This window comes from Gracilimonas sp. B-17 (assembly GCF_056857935.1).
Genome location: NZ_JBSXOA010000010.1, coordinates 180196 through 199441, shown reverse-complemented (window position 1 = coordinate 199441; position 19246 = coordinate 180196). Strand labels below are relative to the sequence as shown.

Annotated in this window: 19 protein-coding genes; 7 read left to right on the top strand and 12 right to left on the bottom strand. The window is 41.3% G+C overall.

Features of this window, described 5'->3' with window-relative positions:
• Position 1 precedes the first annotated feature (1 nt).
• The 4 genes from AC13FX_RS04150 to dnaN all read right to left on the bottom strand — a co-directional run bounded on the left by AC13FX_RS04150 (position 2) and on the right by dnaN (position 3642).
• Positions 2-643 (bottom strand): hypothetical protein, encoded by a 642-nt coding sequence (locus tag AC13FX_RS04150; protein ID WP_482879220.1) that lies wholly within the window; start codon positions 641-643, stop codon positions 2-4.
• Between the two features lie 199 nt (positions 644-842).
• Positions 843-1649, bottom strand: a complete 807-nt coding sequence (locus AC13FX_RS04145; protein WP_482879218.1) for a class I SAM-dependent methyltransferase — start codon at positions 1647-1649, stop codon at positions 843-845.
• Positions 1650-1738: 89 nt separating this feature from the next.
• On the bottom strand, positions 1739-2527 hold the full coding sequence (locus tag AC13FX_RS04140; protein ID WP_482879216.1) for an SAM hydrolase/SAM-dependent halogenase family protein: 789 nt from the start codon (positions 2525-2527) through the stop codon (positions 1739-1741).
• Positions 2527-3642 carry a DNA polymerase III subunit beta gene (dnaN, locus tag AC13FX_RS04135; RefSeq protein WP_482879215.1) on the bottom strand — a complete coding sequence of 372 codons (1116 nt, stop codon included), beginning with the start codon at positions 3640-3642 and terminating at the stop codon, positions 2527-2529. Before dnaN ends, AC13FX_RS04140 begins: the two co-directional genes overlap by 1 nt.
• Positions 3643-3858: 216 nt before the next feature.
• Here dnaN and AC13FX_RS04130 point away from each other — a divergent pair, with 216 nt between their 5' ends.
• The 7 genes from AC13FX_RS04130 to AC13FX_RS04100 all read left to right on the top strand — a co-directional run bounded on the left by AC13FX_RS04130 (position 3859) and on the right by AC13FX_RS04100 (position 8412).
• Positions 3859-4899, top strand: coding sequence for a PorV/PorQ family protein (locus AC13FX_RS04130; RefSeq protein WP_482879213.1), 1041 nt, complete (start codon positions 3859-3861; stop codon positions 4897-4899).
• A 102-nt stretch (positions 4900-5001) separates the two neighbouring features.
• Positions 5002-5910 carry a tRNA (adenosine(37)-N6)-dimethylallyltransferase MiaA gene (gene miaA, locus AC13FX_RS04125; RefSeq protein ID WP_482879212.1) on the top strand — a complete coding sequence of 303 codons (909 nt, stop codon included), beginning with the start codon at positions 5002-5004 and terminating at the stop codon, positions 5908-5910.
• A gap of 121 nt (positions 5911-6031) precedes the next feature.
• Positions 6032-6277 (top strand): phosphoribosylformylglycinamidine synthase subunit PurS, encoded by a 246-nt coding sequence (purS, locus tag AC13FX_RS04120; RefSeq protein ID WP_482879211.1) that lies wholly within the window; start codon positions 6032-6034, stop codon positions 6275-6277.
• Positions 6278-6279: 2 nt separating this feature from the next.
• Positions 6280-6612 (top strand): ATP-dependent Clp protease adaptor ClpS, encoded by a 333-nt coding sequence (locus AC13FX_RS04115; RefSeq protein WP_482879210.1) that lies wholly within the window; start codon positions 6280-6282, stop codon positions 6610-6612.
• A 4-nt stretch (positions 6613-6616) separates the two neighbouring features.
• Entirely contained in the window at positions 6617-7315 is a 699-nt protein-coding gene (purQ, locus tag AC13FX_RS04110) for a phosphoribosylformylglycinamidine synthase subunit PurQ (protein ID WP_482879209.1), read from the top strand.
• A gap of 9 nt (positions 7316-7324) precedes the next feature.
• A complete protein-coding gene (gene lptB, locus AC13FX_RS04105; protein ID WP_482879208.1) occupies positions 7325-8086 on the top strand; it encodes an LPS export ABC transporter ATP-binding protein in 762 nt (253 codons plus the stop codon).
• A gap of 5 nt (positions 8087-8091) precedes the next feature.
• Positions 8092-8412, top strand: a complete 321-nt coding sequence (locus AC13FX_RS04100) for a rhodanese-like domain-containing protein (protein ID WP_482879207.1) — start codon at positions 8092-8094, stop codon at positions 8410-8412.
• Positions 8413-8429: 17 nt separating this feature from the next.
• Here the strand turns inward: AC13FX_RS04100 and rho are convergent, their stop codons facing one another.
• From rho to glgB, 8 genes are all read right to left on the bottom strand, one after another.
• Positions 8430-9644, bottom strand: a complete 1215-nt coding sequence (rho, locus tag AC13FX_RS04095) for a transcription termination factor Rho (RefSeq protein ID WP_482879206.1) — start codon at positions 9642-9644, stop codon at positions 8430-8432.
• 163 nt (positions 9645-9807) lie between these two features.
• A complete protein-coding gene (locus AC13FX_RS04090) occupies positions 9808-11139 on the bottom strand; it encodes a hypothetical protein (protein WP_482879205.1) in 1332 nt (443 codons plus the stop codon).
• Positions 11140-11213: 74 nt separating this feature from the next.
• Positions 11214-12527, bottom strand: a complete 1314-nt coding sequence (locus tag AC13FX_RS04085) for a hypothetical protein (protein ID WP_482879204.1) — start codon at positions 12525-12527, stop codon at positions 11214-11216.
• Positions 12520-13734: a hypothetical protein gene (locus AC13FX_RS04080; RefSeq protein WP_482879203.1), complete on the bottom strand. Its 1215-nt coding sequence runs from the start codon at positions 13732-13734 to the stop codon at positions 12520-12522. Before AC13FX_RS04080 ends, AC13FX_RS04085 begins: the two co-directional genes overlap by 8 nt.
• Before the next feature lie 30 nt (positions 13735-13764).
• Complete coding sequence (locus AC13FX_RS04075; protein WP_482879202.1) at positions 13765-14568, bottom strand: glycogen/starch synthase; 804 nt, start codon at positions 14566-14568, stop codon at positions 13765-13767.
• A 19-nt stretch (positions 14569-14587) separates the two neighbouring features.
• Positions 14588-15409 (bottom strand): phosphosulfolactate synthase, encoded by an 822-nt coding sequence (locus tag AC13FX_RS04070; RefSeq protein ID WP_482879201.1) that lies wholly within the window; start codon positions 15407-15409, stop codon positions 14588-14590.
• 72 nt (positions 15410-15481) lie between these two features.
• Entirely contained in the window at positions 15482-16987 is a 1506-nt protein-coding gene (malQ, locus tag AC13FX_RS04065; protein WP_482879200.1) for a 4-alpha-glucanotransferase, read from the bottom strand.
• Positions 16988-16994: 7 nt separating this feature from the next.
• Complete coding sequence (gene glgB / locus AC13FX_RS04060; RefSeq protein WP_482879199.1) at positions 16995-19196, bottom strand: 1,4-alpha-glucan branching protein GlgB; 2202 nt, start codon at positions 19194-19196, stop codon at positions 16995-16997.
• Positions 19197-19246 lie beyond the last annotated feature (50 nt).

Sequence of the window (19246 nt, the reverse complement as noted above, 5' to 3'; positions counted from 1 at the left end):
TTTATTCTACTGTGTACTCTAATTGATTGAATTTATAGCGGCATATTCTTATGAAGTAAGTAGTCCATGTTACGATCCCAAAGAATTTACTGGCATCTTCAAACATATTAGCAATTCCTTCCTGAGGCAAAATGAAATCACCAACCACTGATAAACCAAGAAAAAAACCGGCTAGCAGTAATATCAAAAAGTCGTTAGATCTGATCTCATCAAAAAAGTAGATAAACCAGGTGATCGCGAGGATAAGATAGAGTATATAAACTGTGGTTTGTTCAATATTCAGGTGTGTTATGGCCAGGTAATCGTGGAACATGAACAGATCATCAAATAGCAGCATGGTAGTTAACAAGCCTGACCAAAGCATGAAAGAAGCTGACTTGCTGCTAATTTTTTTTCTTAGGATCAGGTATGAAAAAAGGCATACTACAGCAGCCGTACACCATAAAAGAGCGCCTAAATTAGAAACGACCCCAACAAAGGGATGAGAATCGAAGGTTGTGATAGGATCTGCAGTGAATTTCTCAATATCTATATCCATCAACTGACTGGTAAAATAGATGATGATGAAAAAAACAGTAAGTCCAGAATAGATAAAAAAGAAAAGTTTATATGGAAATTTTTGCCCCTGCCCTTGAACGTTCATGTCGAATGGAATTAGTTATGACTATATGTGCTGATATATCCCCGGAAGTAAAATTATTTTTACCCCGCCATAAAGGTTTGTACCGTAATAATGTAAGAGAAATGGAAATCTGAAAAGATTAAGATTTCCAAAATAATGACTACATGTTGAATACGATAATAAGCGAATTAACTATCAACATTTAATTACCAACCTTTCGCTATGCCGGTTGTAATTTTGTAAAGCAAACGATCCCTTTTATCATTTGCTCTTCCACTTTAAAGCCTGCCTGATTGAACAATTTGTTACTTTCATCCACTGACCAGAATTTAATACCGCCAAGCGATGCGGACTCTTGAAGTAAACGACCGTACCAGGCTTCTGATCTTATGAGGTGCATCATGAAGAAAACCCCATCTTGTTTTAAAACACGTTTAGCTTCATATAGAACCTTGAGGGCTTCAGTGAGTTCATTAAGGGTTCCCCCCATAACAATTCCATCAAAGGTATTGGAGAAAAAGGGTAATTCCCGACCATCGGCACGCAGAAAATACATATCTGTTTCATCAGCTTCCGCTTTTAGTCGAGCTTCCTCCAGCATTTGGTATGAAAAATCGAGTGCTACGATATTCGCCTTTTTCTGAGCAGCTTTCAGGGCTCTTCCATAAAGGGCTGTGGAACAACCAAGGTCGAGATACCAGCCATCTTCTTTTGGTGCTGTCCAGTCAATAAGAAGTTCATGTTCCTTTTCAATCGGAAAATCTTCACCGGATAACAATGACAGGGATCGTTTGCGCCAAATATCCTCATAAATAGCAGCCGTTAGTTTCCAATGGTTGGTACTTTGAGCAATGGAGGTAAACTCCGGTTCTTCACCCAGCAGATCAATAATATTGTTTTTGATCTTATATTCATCCCCTTCTTTAGATACAATGGTGCCATTGAATGGCTTAGATAGCTGAGCCGCTTCATCTGGTACGTGAATACTGGCGCGTTCATCTTTGGGTGAGCGTAATTCTAACTTCATAATAGGAGATTTTTACTGAGGATACGCTAAGGACTTCATAGTGTTTCAGTTGCTTTGTAAAACACTATGAAACTGAAATTACATAACGGTTATTTTTGGAGCACGATCGAGATCTGAGCCCCCTTGTCAACACTTAGCATGCGCGCAGCATTTCCTTTGTTGATCCCAATTTCCAACATACCGGAGGAGCCTATGAAAGCAGCAGGCTCTCCCTCTTCTACATCACCAAAGGTAGATACAACCTTGTTAAGCATGGTGTTTCCAACATAGATCTTTACGGTTTTCCTTTTGAGATGGTCATCGATCAGTTTTTCAGAAATATTTGTGATGAGATTTCCAAATCTATCAATATGAACCACCCAGCCCTGCAGACCGTCTTTATCGGCAATTGGAACAGCCCAATGATAAGTAACAAGTTCATCAATGGGTTCGCCGATCTCATCTAATGGTATGCCTGCGCTGAGATGCGCTGAAACAGGAGCAAAAATATCTCGGCCATGAAAGGTGTTCGAGACGCCTTGCCGCCAAAAGGATGAATTATTTAGTTTGTAGGCATCATAATCGTATTCCTTGAATAGTAATGAAAAGATGCCATTATCCGGGCCTACAAAATATTGATCCTTGATCTTCAGGGCAATGGGATGCCGGGAGGTACCAACACCGGGATCTACCACAACCAGATGTACGGTTCCGGGAGGATAAAGAAAAGCCGTGTTTTTTACCACCCATGCTCCGGCCATAATGTCTTGTGGCGGGATTTCGTGAGATACATCAACAAAACGTACATCCGGAGCGATTCCGAGCATGACGGCCTTCATGGCACTCACATAATGGTCTTGTAAACCGAAATCAGTTGTAAGGGTTATGATCTGACTCATCAAGCATAGCTGTTGAGCATAACCGGCATCACAAGCATTAGGATATCTTCGTTCTCATTTTCTTCGGATGGCTTCACGATACCGGCGCGGTTTGGTGAAGAAAACTCAAATGTAACTTCCTCATCATCTATGTTGCTCAGTACATCTCCTAAATATTTTGCGTTGAAACCGATCTCCATTTCATCATTGGAATATTCACACTCAATAGTCTCTTTGGCTTCACTGCTCATATCAAGATCTTCGGCCCTGATGGTCAGTTTGTCTGACCCAAGCTGAAGCCTTATCTGTCGGGTTGTAGTGCTCGAGAAAATAGATACACGCTTTACAGTTGAAAGCATTTGATCTTTACTGATCGTCAGAAACTTGTCATTGTCTCTGGGTATAACGGAATCGTAATTAGGATACTGCTCATTGATCAATCGAGTGATGACAATGGTATTGCCACTCTTGAAACGCGCATGGTCTTCAGTTACCGTCAGCTCGCAGTCATCCCCTTCTATGGTTTTTTGAATGAGGCTTAAAGCCTTATCCGGGACAATGAAATTAACATCTTTTTCAGCAGTAATATCCCGATTGGTGTATTTAACCAGTCGGTGCCCGTCAGTTGCCACAAACTTGCTTTCATCAGTTCCGATCTGGAAGTAAACCCCCATCATGGCCGGCCTGAGGTCATCACTTGAAACGGCAAATAGTGTTTTGTGTATGGCGTTGTGCATTAGGTCGGCGGTGGTACTGATAACAGTTCCATCATCGAGGGTTGGAACTTCAGGGAATTCATCGGCATCATCCCCTACCAGCTTATAGGTACCTTTGTCGGTGCGGAAGTTGATATTCTTACGGTCATCAACTTCAAAAAAGACTGGAATATTTGGCAGTTGACGAAGGGTTTCAAGCAATCGCCTTGCAGGAATGGCTACAGCCCCCTCCTCTTCAATATCAGCTTTGATATACTCAATGATAGAGATTTCTAAGTCTGTCGCGGTAAGTTTAAGCTTTCCGTCTTCACACTCAAAAAGGATGGTTTCAAGGATAGGCAAAGTAGCTTTTGAAGGAACGGCTCCAATAACGGCCGAAAGTCCTTTGTTCAGTTCATTACTCGATACGGAAAATTTCATATACACAAGTTTTAAAGTGGTTTAAGGGCCTTTTTTATCCGATATTGCCCTTTCATTGAGGTGTGCTTATACTAAGAAATACTCACTCTCTCTGCAACCGCAGAAAGTGCAAATTTCACCTCCGTCAAGTCACTGATTTTATCGTTTTAGCAAGGCTGCAATTTCCTAATTCTCACTCAATTTATGAACCGCATTTTTTCAGGGCTCTTTTTGTTCATGCTTTTATCGCCCGTTGTATTTGCACAAACGGCTCAGGCTAAGTACGGCAACGATTTTTTGTCTACCGGGAGCGGTGCCAGGGCATTGGGAATGGGTAGTGCACACGTTGGTTTAGCTGAGGATGTGACGGCAGCATACTGGAATGTGGCCGGTTTAGCAGGTATTGAATCACCCCAGATCATGTATATGCATGCTGAGCGATTCAGTGGCATTGTAGGATATGATTATGGCTCAGCAGCTTTACCATTGAAGCATTCTGAGGGCGTCATCTCCATTAGTTTTTTTAGGCAGGGCGTTGATAACATTGCAAATACATTGAATGCATGGGACCGTGAACGGGATCAGCCGAGAGGCAATGTTGAAGATCATATTACCCGATTCAGCGCGGCAGATATGGCATTTTTTCTTTCTTATGCTATACAAAGAACAGAGAATTTGTCAATTGGCACTTCAGCCAAGATCATACATCATCAGTTAGGTCCTTTTGCACAGGCTTGGGGATATAGTTTGGATGTTGGAATCAAATACAAAACCAAAATAGCAGACCTGGGTGTTTCTTTAAGAGATATAACCACTATGCAGAAAATGTGGAATGTTGATGAAAAGGCTTTTGGGGATTATGAAGCTCAATTTGACAGTCTTGGTGCAACCCTTCCTACCGGACAAAATGAATATGTGCTACCGTCGTTAACTATTGGAGCAGCAAGGCCGATAGATGTTGGAATGGATCTTACTTTAACTGCTGCAGTAGATACTGACCTGTATTTTGAGAACAGACAGGCTTATTACTTCAATATTGGAAAAATGAGTATCGAGCCACATGTCGGAGCCGAATTGTCGTATAAAAACTTGATTGCGCTTCGTGCCGGGTTAACGGATTTCATAACTGATCCAGTTTCAGGTTTTTCAGTTTCTCCAACACTTGGCATGGGTTTGAAAGTATCCCGTTTTGTGCTGGATTATGGTTTTGCAAGTTTTTCTGGTTCCACGAGTGATCTGGGTTTTACCCACCGCATTTCTTTAAGGTATGATTTTTGACGGTTGGTTCAGATCTAGACCAGAATGGTGTAACCGCCTTTTAGTTTTTACCTTATGATGCCAAAACAGTTTTTCACGATTACATTTTAACTTTTCTTCATTTTGAGAATCATACTTTTAGGTCCTACAGCAGCCGGTAAAACTGATCTTTCCATTCAGCTTGCTGAGGAATTAGGAACGTCAATTATTTCTGCTGATTCAAGACAATGTTATAAACATATAGATATTGGAACAGCAAAACCTGACTCTGAAGAGCTGCAAAGAGTGAAGCATTTTAATATCTCGCTTTTAAACCTGGAAGAGGAAGACAATGCGATGGATTTTCAGCGAAGAGCTGAAAATTGGCAACAGCAAGTACTTCAGGATGCTGAACATGTAATCTTTGTTGGGGGTAGCACCCTTCATATTCAAAGCCTGATCCAGCCTTTTAACGAAATGCCGGAAGCCGATCAGGAGAACATCACAAAATTGAATGAGAGAATTGAAAATGAGGGGCTCGAATCGCTTTATGATATGCTAAAGGAAATTGATCCTGAATATCTTAAAAAGATGGATGGCATGAATCGGCAACGGATCATTCGGGCGCTAGATGTCTGGATGCAAACCGGAAAACCATTTTCCAGTTTTCATAAGCGGGGTGAGATCAAACCTGATGAGAATACGATCGTATTCGGGTTGAAATGGCCGAGGCAAAAGATATATCAGCGGATCAATAGTCGGGTGGATCAAATGATCGAAAAGGGGTTGGTTGAGGAAGTAAGATCCATTTTGAAAACCGGACATTCCAAAGATCTTCAGTCGTTGAATACGGTTGGCTATCAGGAGATCATAAAATACATCGAAGGAGAATGGTCACTTGATAAAGCCATAGAAAAGATAAAGACAAGTACCCGCAGATATGCCAAGCGACAAATGACCTGGTACAAGCGCTGGAGTTTTATCCATTGGTTGAATGCGGATGAGATGAGTACACGTGAAATGAAGGATGTGATTTTAAAAAAATTAAAATGAAGTACCGTCAAAATTAATTCGTTGAAATTTTCAAATACAGAGTTCTAGATTCTAAAAGACAAGTTAGCAGCTAAGTCACAGAAAGGTTAACTTTGGAACTCATTTAAAACGAAGCCCAACTATGTACAAAGCGAAAGTAAATGTGACGCTCCGTCCGTCAATTTTAGACCCTAAAGGAAAAGCCGCTCATCACGCTCTGCAAAATCTTGGATTGAATGAAGTCCAGCAGGTTCGTATAGGAAAATTCATAGAGCTTGATGTGGACGCCAAAGATGAAGCAACGGCAAAGGAAATTGTTGAATCGGCCTGCACTCAGTTACTGGCAAATGAGGTTATGGAAGATTTCGAAATTACGATCGAATCCTGATCATGGATCTCCTTGCTCAAAAACATATCAATGATATTTTGATGAGCGAAGAAGGTGTTGATTATGATGCTGAAACAAAGGAAGAAACCGATGTTGAGGAAGCTATAAACACACCATGGCGACTCATTTTATACGATGATGACATTCATACTTTTGATGAGGTTATCTCACAGCTTATGAAAGCCACCGGATGTGGTTTAGCTAAAGCGGAAGAAATGACCTGGAAAGTACATAATGACGGCAAGGCAACTGTCCATGAAGGTGAATTTGAAGAATGCCTTAAAATTGACAGCGTGCTAAAAGAAATTCAACTAGTTACTGAAATAAAAGGATAGAAAAATGGCCACATTTGGCGTATTAGTATTTCCCGGATCGAACTGTGATCACGATGCCTATCATGCCCTGAAGCACGTGATGAACTCTAATGTTAAATTTCTTTGGCATAAAGATACCGATCTATCCGGAATTGACTTCCTGATCGTACCCGGAGGATTTTCATACGGTGATTATCTGCGATCCGGCGCTATAGCAAGATTCTCCCCTGTTATGCAGGAGGTCGTCAAGTTTGCTGAAAATGGGGGACCTGTTATGGGTATCTGTAATGGGTTTCAGATCTTGCTTGAAGCAGGACTGATCCCCGGTGCAATGATGCATAACGAAAAACTCAAGTTCGTTTGCAAGAACGTATATATCCGCACGGAAACAACAGACAGCATTTTTACCTCTGGGCTTCAAAAAGGTCAGGTTCTGGATATCCCGGTCTCTCATGGAGAAGGAAATTACTTTATTGAACAAGACGGACTAAAATCACTTCAGGACAATGACCAGATCCTATTTCGTTATTGTGACGAAAATGGAGAATTGACAAAAGATGCTAATTTCAACGGTTCCGTTGACCATATAGCCGGAATTGTCAATAAAGAACGTAATGTACTGGGCATGATGCCACATCCTGAACGTGCCATGGAAAAACTGCTTGGTTCAGAAGATGGAAAACCGATCTTTGAATCTATTTTGAATTCACTTTCTGTTGCATAGATCTATCATATGAGTACAGATACACAACCGGAACTTACACTGCATAGCCAGGGCTTGGTAAAGCGCTATAAGAAGCGCACGGTTGTAGATGAGGTCTCTATAAGGGTGAAACAGGGAGAGGTGGTTGGGCTGCTTGGTCCAAATGGTGCAGGCAAGACAACGACCTTCTATATGATGGTTGGGCTGGTAAGGCCAAACAGGGGCAAGATCTTTTTAAATGATAAAAACCTTACCAGAATGCCCATGTATAAAAGGGCACGTATGGGTATTGGATATCTGGCACAGGAGGCAAGTGTTTTCAGAAACCTCACTGTTCGTGAGAATCTGGAATCTGTCTTACAATTTCTGTCAATACCTCAAAAACAGATCGACATAAAAGTTGATAAGTTGGTTGAGGAATTTGGCCTTCATAAAGTTGTAAATAGTAAAGGATACAGCCTTTCAGGTGGAGAACGCCGTAGATGTGAAATCGCCAGAGCACTTGTAACAGATCCAAAATTCATTCTTTTGGATGAGCCTTTTGCAGGAGTTGACCCGATCGCAGTGGAGGACATTCAGCAAATTGTATCAGGACTGAGACATCAGAATATTGGGATTCTTATCACTGATCACAACGTACATGAAACTCTTGCGATCACTGACCGGGCATATCTTATGTTTGAAGGTAGGATACTGATGGAAGGTTCAGCTGATGTTCTTGCCGAAGATGAGGAAGCAAAGAAATTATATTTAGGCCAACAATTCAAATTAGACCGATATACAGCAGAATAATGTCAATGAAAATGATCACAGTTCAAGATCTTAACCAAAAGAAGGAAAATGGTGACTCTTTTTTCTTGTTAGATGTAAGAGATTACCACGAATACCTGGTATCAAATATTGGTGGGCATCATATTCCCTATGATGAACTGGATAATAGATTGAATGAGATAAGTGATCACAAAAACGATGAACTAATTGTAATGTGCCGCTCCGGAAATACCAGCATGGATGCGTGCAAAAAGCTTATAGATGCCGGTTTTAAGAATGTGATCAGCCTTAAAGGAGGTATGAAGGGCTGGGCCAAAGAAATTGACCCATCCCTCCCGGTAATTTAGAAAGATACCTATTTCGATCAGGCTAAAGCTGCAATTTGATTTAACAGCTCCTGATTGCTGTCAGTATTCTTGAGTACTTTCAGCAAGCCCAACATGGATTCTTTAGGTGACTTTTTGAGCAGGTAACGCCTCACCATATTACGCTCTTCAAGTGAATCAGTAATGAACTTATGTTCATTTCGTGTACCAGATGCCTGAATATTGATCGCAGGGTAAATACGGTCATTAGCAAGCTCACGGTCTAGAACCAATTCCATGTTACCGGTTCCTTTGAACTCTTCAAAGATTAGGTCATCCATTCTAGAGTTGGTCTCTATCAAACAGGTCGCAATAATAGTGAGTGAACCACCGCCTTCAATTTTTCGGGCTGAACCAAAGATCTTCTTGGGTATTTCAAGTGCCCTGATATCGAGTCCACCTGATAAGGTTCTTCCGCTGTTTGTTTGAACGGCGTTGTAAGCTCGGCCAAGCCGTGTGAGGGAGTCTATCAGTAGAACGGCATCCTCTCCCATCTCCGCTTTTCTTTTGGCATAACCAAGAGCCATTTCCGTAATACGTATGTGGCTTTGAGTATTCTTGTCGTTTGAGGAAGCAAAAACTTCAGCCTGTGTAGTCCTGATGAAGTCAGTAACTTCCTCGGGCCGTTCATCCACTAATAGAACACTGACATGAATATCGTCATAGTTGTCGGTAAGTGATTTGGCGATCTTTTTAAGAAGCACAGTCTTACCGGTTCTTGGAGGGGCAACTATCAAAGAGCGCTGACCTTTTCCAATTGGTGCAACCAGATCGATCACACGCATTTCAACGTCGTCAGGCTGAAAGCCTAATTTGATCCAATCGACCGGCATGATCGGGATCTGCCTTTCAAACCTACTGGATTTTTTCCAGGCTTCTACAGGCCTTCCATTAATAACATCAACAGAGGAAACATGTTTATGACCTTTGTTATCCTCTTCAAACTCTCCTTCCAACACAAGGCCGGGACGTAATTCCAGTTCTTTAACCTCATCAGGTTTCAAAAATGGATCCTGAGGCTGATAAGTAAATTCGTAATCAAGCTTACGGATAAAACCCCAGCCTTTAGAGTTAATCTCTAATACTCCCGCATATCTGCCAGCAACCCCCTGGTTACTTTTCCAGTTAAACTTTGGAATAAAGACATTACTATTTTTATTACCGCGGTTATTACGATTCTTGTTACGGTTCTTATAATTCTTTTTCCGTGCCATATAATTGATGCGAATTGTTATGAACTTCTCCCGATATCGAAGTGAAAACCAGAATTGTTTTAATAATTAGATAGGAGGGAGAGAAAAAATGGTGCGGATTTTATGATCCGCACCAAAATCTTAGTGGATGAGAAAAGATACAAATGTTTTTAATGATACCAAATTAACGAACGGTAGTCGATTCATTGATCCAGCTATAGCAGTCCATTAATGAACCGTCTACCCTTATTGTATCTCCGTCCTCAAGGTTGAGTGTAAAGAATTTGTCTTCAGAGTTTGGGGTTACTTCCTGATAGGTTGAAAGCTGTTGGTTTACAGTGCCCGCAACGGTTGGATCTACACGTTTCGCTTTATTCAGGTAATCAATAACCACCCAGTAAACTACCTTATCGGCGGCTTCAAGCTTTCTGCCCTGAGTACATTTAGTAACTGCAGCACCGTAAATTGTGGCCATTTTAATGATAGAATTACCATCGTTAGGATCTATCTGAAGGGCTTGCTGTACATAACGCTTAGCTGCCTGAAGATTTTCAATGTTGATGTTCATATCAGCGAGTCTCAGGTAAACATCCTTACGTTGTTCATCAGTTTCAGCTCTTTCCAAAGCTTGCTCGTAAAACGTGATCGCCTCAGAGTAGTTGGCATTACTACGGTCGAATTCAGCAAGGCTGTAAGCACTTTCATATGTAGGCTCCAGCTCATTAATCTTAACTTTAACTTCATTCAGCTTATCTCGTTGATCCAGGCTTTCATAAGCTCCTTCAAGTGCTTTCCAGGCATCCAGGTTATTAGGATCCTCCTCAACTATTGGTTCAAAATAAGCAACCTGTTCCTGTGGTGAACCCAGGATGTCCTGCTGCTTTTCATCAAGGAAGCTGACCAATTCGCCGCTTACCAATGGTTTTACAGTGTCGATCAGGTTTTGAGCATCTTCCTTACGTCCTTCATCAACAACAAAATTAAGCGCTTGTCTCAGGTAATAACCATTACCCATTTTAGCAGCTCTCTCGGGATCGATCTCAAATAGCATTTCATAGTCGCTATAGGCTTTTTTAAGGCCCCCGTCAATGATGTTATAATTTTGTTGATAGAAACGCCCCCTGTCAAAAACAAGATCAAACTTATCTTCCGGGTTGTCGCCAAACATTTCGATACTCTCATTCAACAGGGTTTCAGCTGTGTCAATATAAGCCGCCTTGATGGTAGGATCTTCCTTGCTTCTTCCAACCTCGTCGTAGATCTTGACAAGACGCTCGTACTGCGTTTTCAGGCTGAAGCGAGGATTACCCTCCAATGTTTCGGGTTTTGCACAAGCCATCCACCGACCGTAATCGAGAGCGAACTCATAGTCACCGGCGCGATAATTTTCATAAAAGATAGAATAGGCTGCCAAGGGAGATAAACCACTTGGTGGTTCAGACTGGCATTCAGCCTGTGCATTAATGATAGGAGAACTGACAAAGAGAATCCCTAAAAGCGTAATTAATTGTTTCATTTTTCTTAACTGTAATTAAAGCTGTTAGTTAATAAAACTAATCAGAGTGTTTATTTATTATAATAGAGGAATAATTAATTCAATTTAGGTCTGAAAAACATGAGTTCAGTCAGGTTCACAGAGATATTGAAAGACCAAATTCTTTCCTGAATAAGATCATTAGCCGTGGTTCCTCTCAAACCGTAACGGGCACTTAGATCTATGGTGGAATTAGAGAACGGTGAAATTATTCCTAAACCGGCAGAAAACCAAAGCGTATTAATATTTTCTTGGTCGGTTTTGAGGTGACCTGAGTCGTAGGCTACACCTGCATTGTATCTGAAATTAGAGAAAAAGCTATCTGAATTGGTTCTATAGGCATGATACTCGGTGCCCAGCCCCAATTTGTAACGATCAGAAAGTTCGAAGGTCTCATTGGTTGTGTTCAGATTTGAATCTGTTTCACTCCATTGCTGAAATTTACCTTCTAAAGATACATTTACAAAAGTACTTGGGTAGTAAGTAAAGCCTGTGTTCAGTTCCAATGGCAACTTAGCTCCGCCACCGATATTCTCATCAAGAGTAACTTCCTGAACCTGATTGTTAACCCGTCTCGTGCTTAAAACAGCCTCTTCGGTATCAATTTCTACCGGAAGGATTGCAGTAGCACCGAAACTCAATCTATCTTCGGAACTAAAAATAGTTGGTATCGAAGCAAGAAGGCCAAATTTATGACTAAAGTCTGACCCGGTTATTTTGGAGTCTATCACATTGGTCGTAAAAGATCCATCATCAAAAAAGAGTTCACGTGAATTATTTTGAGATAAAAACACGAGAGATGGAGCGTAACCAATGGAGAAATTTTTATTGATACTCCATCCAAATCCTATTTCAAATTTATTTATACCACCCGTGCCATAAGCATCAGAGGCATAATCTATGGTTTGGTTTTGCTCGTTTAATAAGCTGCTGGTACTGAAAAAACGGTAGTTTGATCGGGTTACCGGATACATTGAGGCTGAAATACCAAGCTTTTCCCGATAAATGGGAAAGGTAAGCTGCAAATAACCGGCCTGAAGTGCAGTATTCTTGCTTTCAGCAGTATTGTCTTTTGACAGGATCTTTGAAAAACTGAAACCGGTTGAGGCAGTGGAAAAAGTGTTGGTTCCCCACAAGGCAGGGTTATGCAGACCATTGGATTGGGTATTATCCAGGGAGATTCCTGAAATACCCATGCTTAATTCACGTGATGTGTTTGTTTCTACAGGAAACCCAATTCCAAACAAAGAATAAAAGGAGCCGCTTTTGCTTATGCTGCTTTCATCACTTTGTGCAAAAGTGTTGCTGCTTAGAACGAACAGTAATACAAATATCGAAGTGAAATATGTGCGTAATTTCAATTTATTCATTCACTATGTATGAGATAATTAGTTTTGGGCGGAATGCTTCAGAGGCGTTTCCGTTGTAAACCTGTGTGGACCGAATAACGCCCGACAGAGAGCCTATACCGACATAAATTTCGTTAGTGTCTTCACTGCCATAAAAAACGTTGTTCAGGAAGAGTGTTATGTTACTATTGTAAGTGTCGGTTTCAACAGAATCTCTGAAAGCATTGAATTCAGGCTGTGTAAGCTGATATTCATACGATTCGTCAAATTCAGTACCGAGATGCAGGTTTAATAAATTAATATCCGGGCGGTCATGATTGGTGGCCAGGGTGCTGTTCAATTCGTCGGTATTTTCCTGTATCAACAACCGGGCATTTAAAATATTTTTGTTGCTGTATTCGGCCTTCAGTGTTTGGAGTGGAAGATCTATTCTCATGACTTCCTCAAGCGTAGTATGTAGCGATGTTGTTTCAACAGTGGATGATCCTCCATTTCTATCCAATAGGTATGCCCAGTTATTTAAACCAACGCTGACCGTATCTGACTCATCCGGGCTAAGGAGGAGGAACTGGCTGGCAGAGGAACTAACGAATGAGATCTTATTGGTGTTGTTCTGAGGTACAATGGCCAATCCATGAAATTCGTATCGATAGGTTGAATCGGCATCCGTTTCAGTACTACTGAAATAAGTGTAATACTGATCCTTCCAGGTTTCATCCAGGTCAACAATTATATTCTTTTCCTGACCTATGGTGAATGAACCAATTGGTGAGGCTGAATTATATGCCACTTCAGAATCTGTTTTGATCTCATTTCCTCTCCATATATCCGAGATCTCATAAATAGAAAACTCAGACGTGGAAAGCGTATCACCATAGGTGTTGAGGCTATCAAGCTGAATTTCAAGCTTCATAGAAAAATTGTCACCTACAATATCAATACTATCCGGAATCTCAACCGTTCGAACTGGTTTTACTAAACCAACCGTACTAAGATCACCAAATAATGGATCAGAATAGCTGCCAATGCTGAACAAGCCAAAATTCCCGGTGTATCCTACAAAATTTTCGGTAGCGGTATCGTTTAGTGTCAGTGTATCTGTTACAATAGAGGGCTCATTAATAAAGCCACTTCCTACACTGCCGGGGTCTTCGCATCCGTTAAAAACTAAAATTAAGGTTAACAGCGAAATGTATAAGGAAACAAAACCCTTATTGTGTGTTGTCATTAAGAAAATATTTAAAAAGTTCTCTTTCTGTTATTCTGCGTCAGAAATCGTGCGGTAATACTCAGCAAACTTGTCGGATACATCTTCAGGAGATCCCTGAATTTTTTCCGGTTTAATACCAAGCTCTTTAAAGACATCATCGAACTCATCTTTCAGATAGTTTCCGGTTACGACATGATCGCTGTATTTAAGGCCTAGTTTTAATAGGTCTACCTTTCCTTCTTCAGTCAGGTTGTCAATATCTGTATCGGCCGGTAATCCAAGAAGTTCCAAAACTCTCGCAGAATCTGAATCACCTTCGTTGATAGGATGATGCAGATTGTAAACGATCTTAGTGTCTTTGAAGATCTTTTCATCTTTGTACAGGGTTTTTACCAACAACGGAGTCAACCCTGCAGGCCAGTCATGGCAGTGGATGATATCCGGCTGCCAACCGAGCTTAATAACTGTTTCCAGGACTCCTTTATTGTAGAAGGCCAGACGTTCATCATTATCTTCGTAAAATTCTTCAGAATCGGGTTTTCTGAAAAGCCCTTTTCTTTTGAAATAAGTGTCGTTATCCAGGAAATAAACCTGAAGCTTGGCATTTGGAATGCTGGCCACTTTGATCTTCATGGTTTCAACTTTATCCCCTACTTCAACTTCAATACCGGAAAGCCGGATCACCTCATGCAGACGGTTTCTCCTGTCATTGATAGTACCGTATTTGGGGAGAAGGATCCGAATTTCAAATCCCTTGTCTTGAAGTGATGCAGGCAAGAACCTAAGCAGGTCTGCTGTATAGGTCATGCGTGCAAATGGAGAAATTTCTGCTGCAACGTATAGAATTTTCATAAATATATACTCTCAGTGATTACTCTTTGTTAGAGATTGTATTATTGTCTTTTATTACCTGGTTTAAGCCTTCGTCATCATCCAATGAATAGAAATCCAGAAGGGTATCGCCTCGTAACCCGAGTCGTAATGTTTCCACTGCAATTACATCAGCAGGTACGATATTTCCGAGGTTAACATTGCTTCCAAATTTACGGATGAACCAAACTTGTTGTTCTTTTTGAGGAGCCTCAAAAATGAGCTTGTCCTGAGAGATCTGATCTGTGATCTCCTCGATCAAACCTGAACGAACTTCCCCGTTTGGCCGAAAAACACCCACTGTTCCACTCTCGCGAGCTTCACAAATTACTTTTTCTGCTCCGGCATTCAACTCTTCGTTGATTACTTTTACCCATTTGTAAGGAGGGATGATCTCATTAGGGTTTTTACTTCCAACTTCTGAATAGACCGTAAAATCTTTACTTAATTCCCGGATGATAGATTGTTTTCTATCATCAGAAAGCCAGATGGTGCCGTTTGAGACTTCAACGTGAGATATGTTATACCTTTCCATAAGCTTCACATAAGCATCAAGTTGGTCTCTGAGCAAATAGGCTTCAAAAAGTGTGCCCCCAAAATAAACCGGGATATCGGCATTTTGATAAACAGCGATCTTTTCTTCTAGATTTTGGGTTACATATGATGTTCCCCATCCAAGTTTAACTACATCAATGTAATTAGAACTTGTTTCAACAAGATCTTCAGCTTGCCTTACGCTATAACCTTTATCAAGAGCCAGTGTAAGGCCTTTCATTCTGGGTTTTTCAGTTCTGTAGGGTAAATTTTTGAGTGTAAATGCCATAAATTAGTTGAAATATGTAAGCCTGAAATATACAAAAACACTACCTGTATATGAAATCAGGCAATACTATACTTATTTATCTCGGTTAATGTTCCTGTTACTTAGCTCAATGAGATGCCGAATGTGATCTTCATCAACGGCCTCTAACATGTCAGGAGTGTATCTCCAAAGCCAATTACCGGAAGATGTACCGGGAATATTCATGCGGTGCGTGTCATCCAGCCCCATGTAATCCTGAAGGGGAAAAATTGCCTGATCAGATACAGACAACATGCCCAACCGAATGAATTCCCAATGGATATTTTTGCCATCTGAGCGGGTATAGGTTCTCGCTCGATGCTGTTCAGCCTCATCGGCAGAATTATACCACCCAATGGCAGTATCGTTATCGTGAGTGCCAGAATAAGCGACGCTGTTTTGAGAATAATTATGTGGCAGGAAGCTGTTAGTTGAGTCTGAATCGAAAGCGAACTGTATGATCTTCATGCCGGGGAAATTATACTTATCCCTCAATTTCTCGACTCCTTCGGTAACAAATCCAAGATCTTCAGCTATGATGGGCAGTTCACCACATTTATCTAATATCTTATCAAAGAGTTTTTCACCGGGACCTTTCACCCATTCACCTTTTTCAGCGGTCTTTTCGCTGGCTTTTACCTCCCAATAGGCATCAAAGCCCCGGAAATGGTCTACACGGATAGCATCGCAGGCTTCAAACATATGCTTAAAGCGATCTACCCACCAGGAAAAGCCATCCTTTTCAAGCTCATCCCATTTATAAAGAGGGTTTCCCCATAGCTGTCCGGTTTTACTGAAATAATCCGGTGGAACGCCGGCAACCAATTGCCGATCTCCGTTTTTGTCCACCTCAAAATACTGAGGATTAGCCCATACATCAGCACTGTTGTGGTCCACAAAGATAGGAATATCACCGACAACTCTGATATTTCGGTTATTGGCATATTCTTTAAGCGCGATCCATTGGTTGTAGAACTCGTACTGCAACCAAAACTGAAAATCTATTTGTTCTTTGAATTTTTTACGATAGGCTTTTAAGGCATTTGGTTTTCTTTGGGCTATATCCTTATCCCACGTATTCCATGGTTGTTTATTATAGTGAAGGGAGCAGGCCATGAAAAGAACGTAATCATCCAGCCAATGCTTGTTTTGTTTTTTAAAAGCATTAAAAGCTTTCTCTTCCACTTTGCTCATCTTTTCATAAAAACGATCCGAGGCAAGCTTATAAACCTTGTCCTTATTTTGGAAGGAAGTTTCATAATCGGCTTCGGTCCTGGAAGGTAATTCGATCGCATTGACCTCCTCTTTGGTCAGGAGTCCTTTTTTATGAAGCAGATCAGGGCTGATCAAGTATACATTACCTGCAAAAGCTGAGTAGCTGGCATAGGGAGAATTACCGTAACCGGTGGGGGTTAAAGGTAATACCTGCCAGATGGTTTGATCTGTTCGTTCTAAGAAATCAATGAAAGTGCGGGCTTCAAATCCAAAATCACCCATTCCATATTTTCCTGGAAAAGATGTCGGGTGTACCAATGTTCCGCAAGAGCGTGGAAACCTCATGAAATATCTAACTCTTTGGTTTTAAAATTACACCTGCGAGAGGTGGTATTGTAATTGAAATGTTTGCTTTTTGACCATGCCATTCACCCCATTCACCATGAATTTTATTATCCCCGGCATTACTGCCACCATAAAATTCAGAATCGCTATTGATGAGCACCTCATACTCTCCGGCATGTGGCACACCCACTTTATAACCGTAGTGTACAGTTGGGGTAAAATTGAGAATGATGATAAGAAAGTCATCCGGATCTTCAGCACGTCTTATGAATGAAATTATACTGTTATCTGCATCACTGACATCAATCCACTCAAAGCCTCGCCAGTCGAAGTCCAATTCGTGAAGGGGCTTTTCGGCTGTATTTAAATTGTTGAGGTCCTTAACAAGTAGTTGTAATCCCTTATGCTTTTCCCATTCCAGTAAATGCCAGTCAAGTGAACGTGATTCACTCCATTCAGACCATTGTCCGAATTCACACCCCATAAAGAGAAGGTTTTTTCCGGGGTGTGCGTACATATAAGTATATAACAACCTCAGGTTAGCAAACTTTTGCCAGTCGTCTCCGGGCATTTTTGAGAGCATGGATTGTTTCATGTGAACGACTTCATCGTGCGAAAATGGCAGTGTGAAGTGCTCTGAAAAAGCATAGATCAATGAAAAGGTCAGTTGGTCCTGATGGTATTTTCGGAAGATAGGGTCCTTTTCAATGTAGGTAAGGGTGTCATTCATCCATCCCATATTCCATTTGAAATCAAAACCAAGACCTCCGGTCTCAGTTGGTCGTGACACTCCACCCCATGATGTTGATTCCTCAGCAAAAGTGACAACACCCGGAAAGTGATGATGAACGGTATCATTGAATTTTCTCAGAAAATTGATCGCTTCAATATTTTCCCTTCCACCATATTTGTTAGGAACCCACTCTCCTTCATCTTTTGAATAATCCAGATAAAGCATAGAGGCAACGGCATCAACACGCAACCCATCAATGTGAAATTTATCACACCAATAAACGGCGTTGGAAACTAAGAAGTTTTGAACTTCTGTTCGACCGTAGTTGAAAATACAGGTTCCCCAGTCTTTATGTTCACCTTTCCTGGGATCATCATGCTCGAAAAGCCCGGTACCGTCGAAGCGACGAAGTCCGTGATCGTCTTTTGCAAAATGAGCCGGAACCCAGTCAACTAATACACCAATACCTGCCTGATGACACTTGTCCACGAAATACATAAAGTCTTCAGGTTTGCCAAAGCGACTGGTTGGTGCAAAGTAGCCAGTGATCTGATATCCCCAGGAGGGGTCATATGGGTGTTCAGCTACCGGCATAAGCTCAACATGGGTATAACCAAGATCTTTCAGGTAAGGCACCAGTTGATCAGCTGTTTCCCGATAATTTAGGAAGCCCGGGTCTTCACCAACTTTACGTTTCCAGGAGCCAAGGTGCATTTCATAGATAGAAATTGGTTGATCAAGAGCCTGTCGATCAGGCCTTGATTCTAGCCACTCATCATCATTCCATTCATAGCTATCAATTTCTGTGACAATTGAGGCTGTTCCCGGACGTAATTCCGAATAAAAAGCAAAAGGGTCAGCCTTCTTGAGTGGTGGGTCTTGAACCGGGCTTTTAATTTCATATTTGTAATAATCACCGGCCTGGACATGGGGGATAAAGATCTCCCAAAGGCCCTGGTCATGAAACTTTCTCATACGATGAACGCGACCATCCCAGCTATTGAATTCCCCTATCACGCTAACACGAGTTGCACTGGGCGCTGTAACAACAAAATGAGTTCCATTGACACCATCAATAGTGCGTGGATGAGAACCCATAAACTCGTAGGCTTGGTTGTGATTGCCCTCACCCCAAAGTTGAAGGTCGAAGTCACTGATCAACGAATTAAACTGATATGCATCAGTAATTGTAAAGGTTTCACCCTCATATGGGTCGATCTTAAGATCATAACTGAAGCGATTTTTTCGGCGGGAAAAAACTCGCTCGAAAAGCCCCTCGTCAGACACCCGATCCAATTCGTACGATTTTTTACCAATGAGAGCCGTTACTGTTTTTGCTTCAGGCCTGAATGTACGGAGCACCAGCTTGTTCTTACCATCAATTTTTTCATCATGTAACCCTAAAACCGAGAACGGATCTCCATGAGAGCCGTCTGATATAGAAGAAATAATTTCTTTTGTAAGTGTTGAACTCATCACCGTTATTGGATTTGAAAGGGCATAAAAGATACTAAAAGTTTATCAAA

What these genes read in the sequence shown, in the direction of transcription:
- AC13FX_RS04150 (WP_482879220.1), bottom strand. Translation starts at nt 643, where the DNA reads ATGAACGTTCAAGGGCAGGGGCAAAAATTTCCATATAAACTTTTCTTT.
- AC13FX_RS04145 (WP_482879218.1), bottom strand. Translation starts at nt 1,649, where the DNA reads ATGAAGTTAGAATTACGCTCACCCAAAGATGAACGCGCCAGTATTCAC.
- AC13FX_RS04140 (WP_482879216.1), bottom strand. Translation starts at nt 2,527, where the DNA reads ATGAGTCAGATCATAACCCTTACAACTGATTTCGGTTTACAAGACCAT.
- dnaN (WP_482879215.1), bottom strand. Translation starts at nt 3,642, where the DNA reads ATGAAATTTTCCGTATCGAGTAATGAACTGAACAAAGGACTTTCGGCC.
- AC13FX_RS04130 (WP_482879213.1), top strand. Translation starts at nt 3,859, where the DNA reads ATGCTTTTATCGCCCGTTGTATTTGCACAAACGGCTCAGGCTAAGTAC.
- purS (WP_482879211.1), top strand. Translation starts at nt 6,032, where the DNA reads ATGTACAAAGCGAAAGTAAATGTGACGCTCCGTCCGTCAATTTTAGAC.
- AC13FX_RS04115 (WP_482879210.1), top strand. Translation starts at nt 6,280, where the DNA reads ATGGATCTCCTTGCTCAAAAACATATCAATGATATTTTGATGAGCGAA.
- purQ (WP_482879209.1), top strand. Translation starts at nt 6,617, where the DNA reads ATGGCCACATTTGGCGTATTAGTATTTCCCGGATCGAACTGTGATCAC.
- lptB (WP_482879208.1), top strand. Translation starts at nt 7,325, where the DNA reads ATGAGTACAGATACACAACCGGAACTTACACTGCATAGCCAGGGCTTG.
- AC13FX_RS04100 (WP_482879207.1), top strand. Translation starts at nt 8,092, where the DNA reads ATGAAAATGATCACAGTTCAAGATCTTAACCAAAAGAAGGAAAATGGT.
- rho (WP_482879206.1), bottom strand. Translation starts at nt 9,644, where the DNA reads ATGGCACGGAAAAAGAATTATAAGAACCGTAACAAGAATCGTAATAAC.
- AC13FX_RS04090 (WP_482879205.1), bottom strand. Translation starts at nt 11,139, where the DNA reads ATGAAACAATTAATTACGCTTTTAGGGATTCTCTTTGTCAGTTCTCCT.
- AC13FX_RS04085 (WP_482879204.1), bottom strand. Translation starts at nt 12,527, where the DNA reads ATGAATAAATTGAAATTACGCACATATTTCACTTCGATATTTGTATTA.
- AC13FX_RS04080 (WP_482879203.1), bottom strand. Translation starts at nt 13,734, where the DNA reads ATGACAACACACAATAAGGGTTTTGTTTCCTTATACATTTCGCTGTTA.
- AC13FX_RS04075 (WP_482879202.1), bottom strand. Translation starts at nt 14,568, where the DNA reads ATGAAAATTCTATACGTTGCAGCAGAAATTTCTCCATTTGCACGCATG.
- AC13FX_RS04070 (WP_482879201.1), bottom strand. Translation starts at nt 15,409, where the DNA reads ATGGCATTTACACTCAAAAATTTACCCTACAGAACTGAAAAACCCAGA.
- malQ (WP_482879200.1), bottom strand. Translation starts at nt 16,987, where the DNA reads ATGAGGTTTCCACGCTCTTGCGGAACATTGGTACACCCGACATCTTTT.
- glgB (WP_482879199.1), bottom strand. Translation starts at nt 19,196, where the DNA reads ATGAGTTCAACACTTACAAAAGAAATTATTTCTTCTATATCAGACGGC.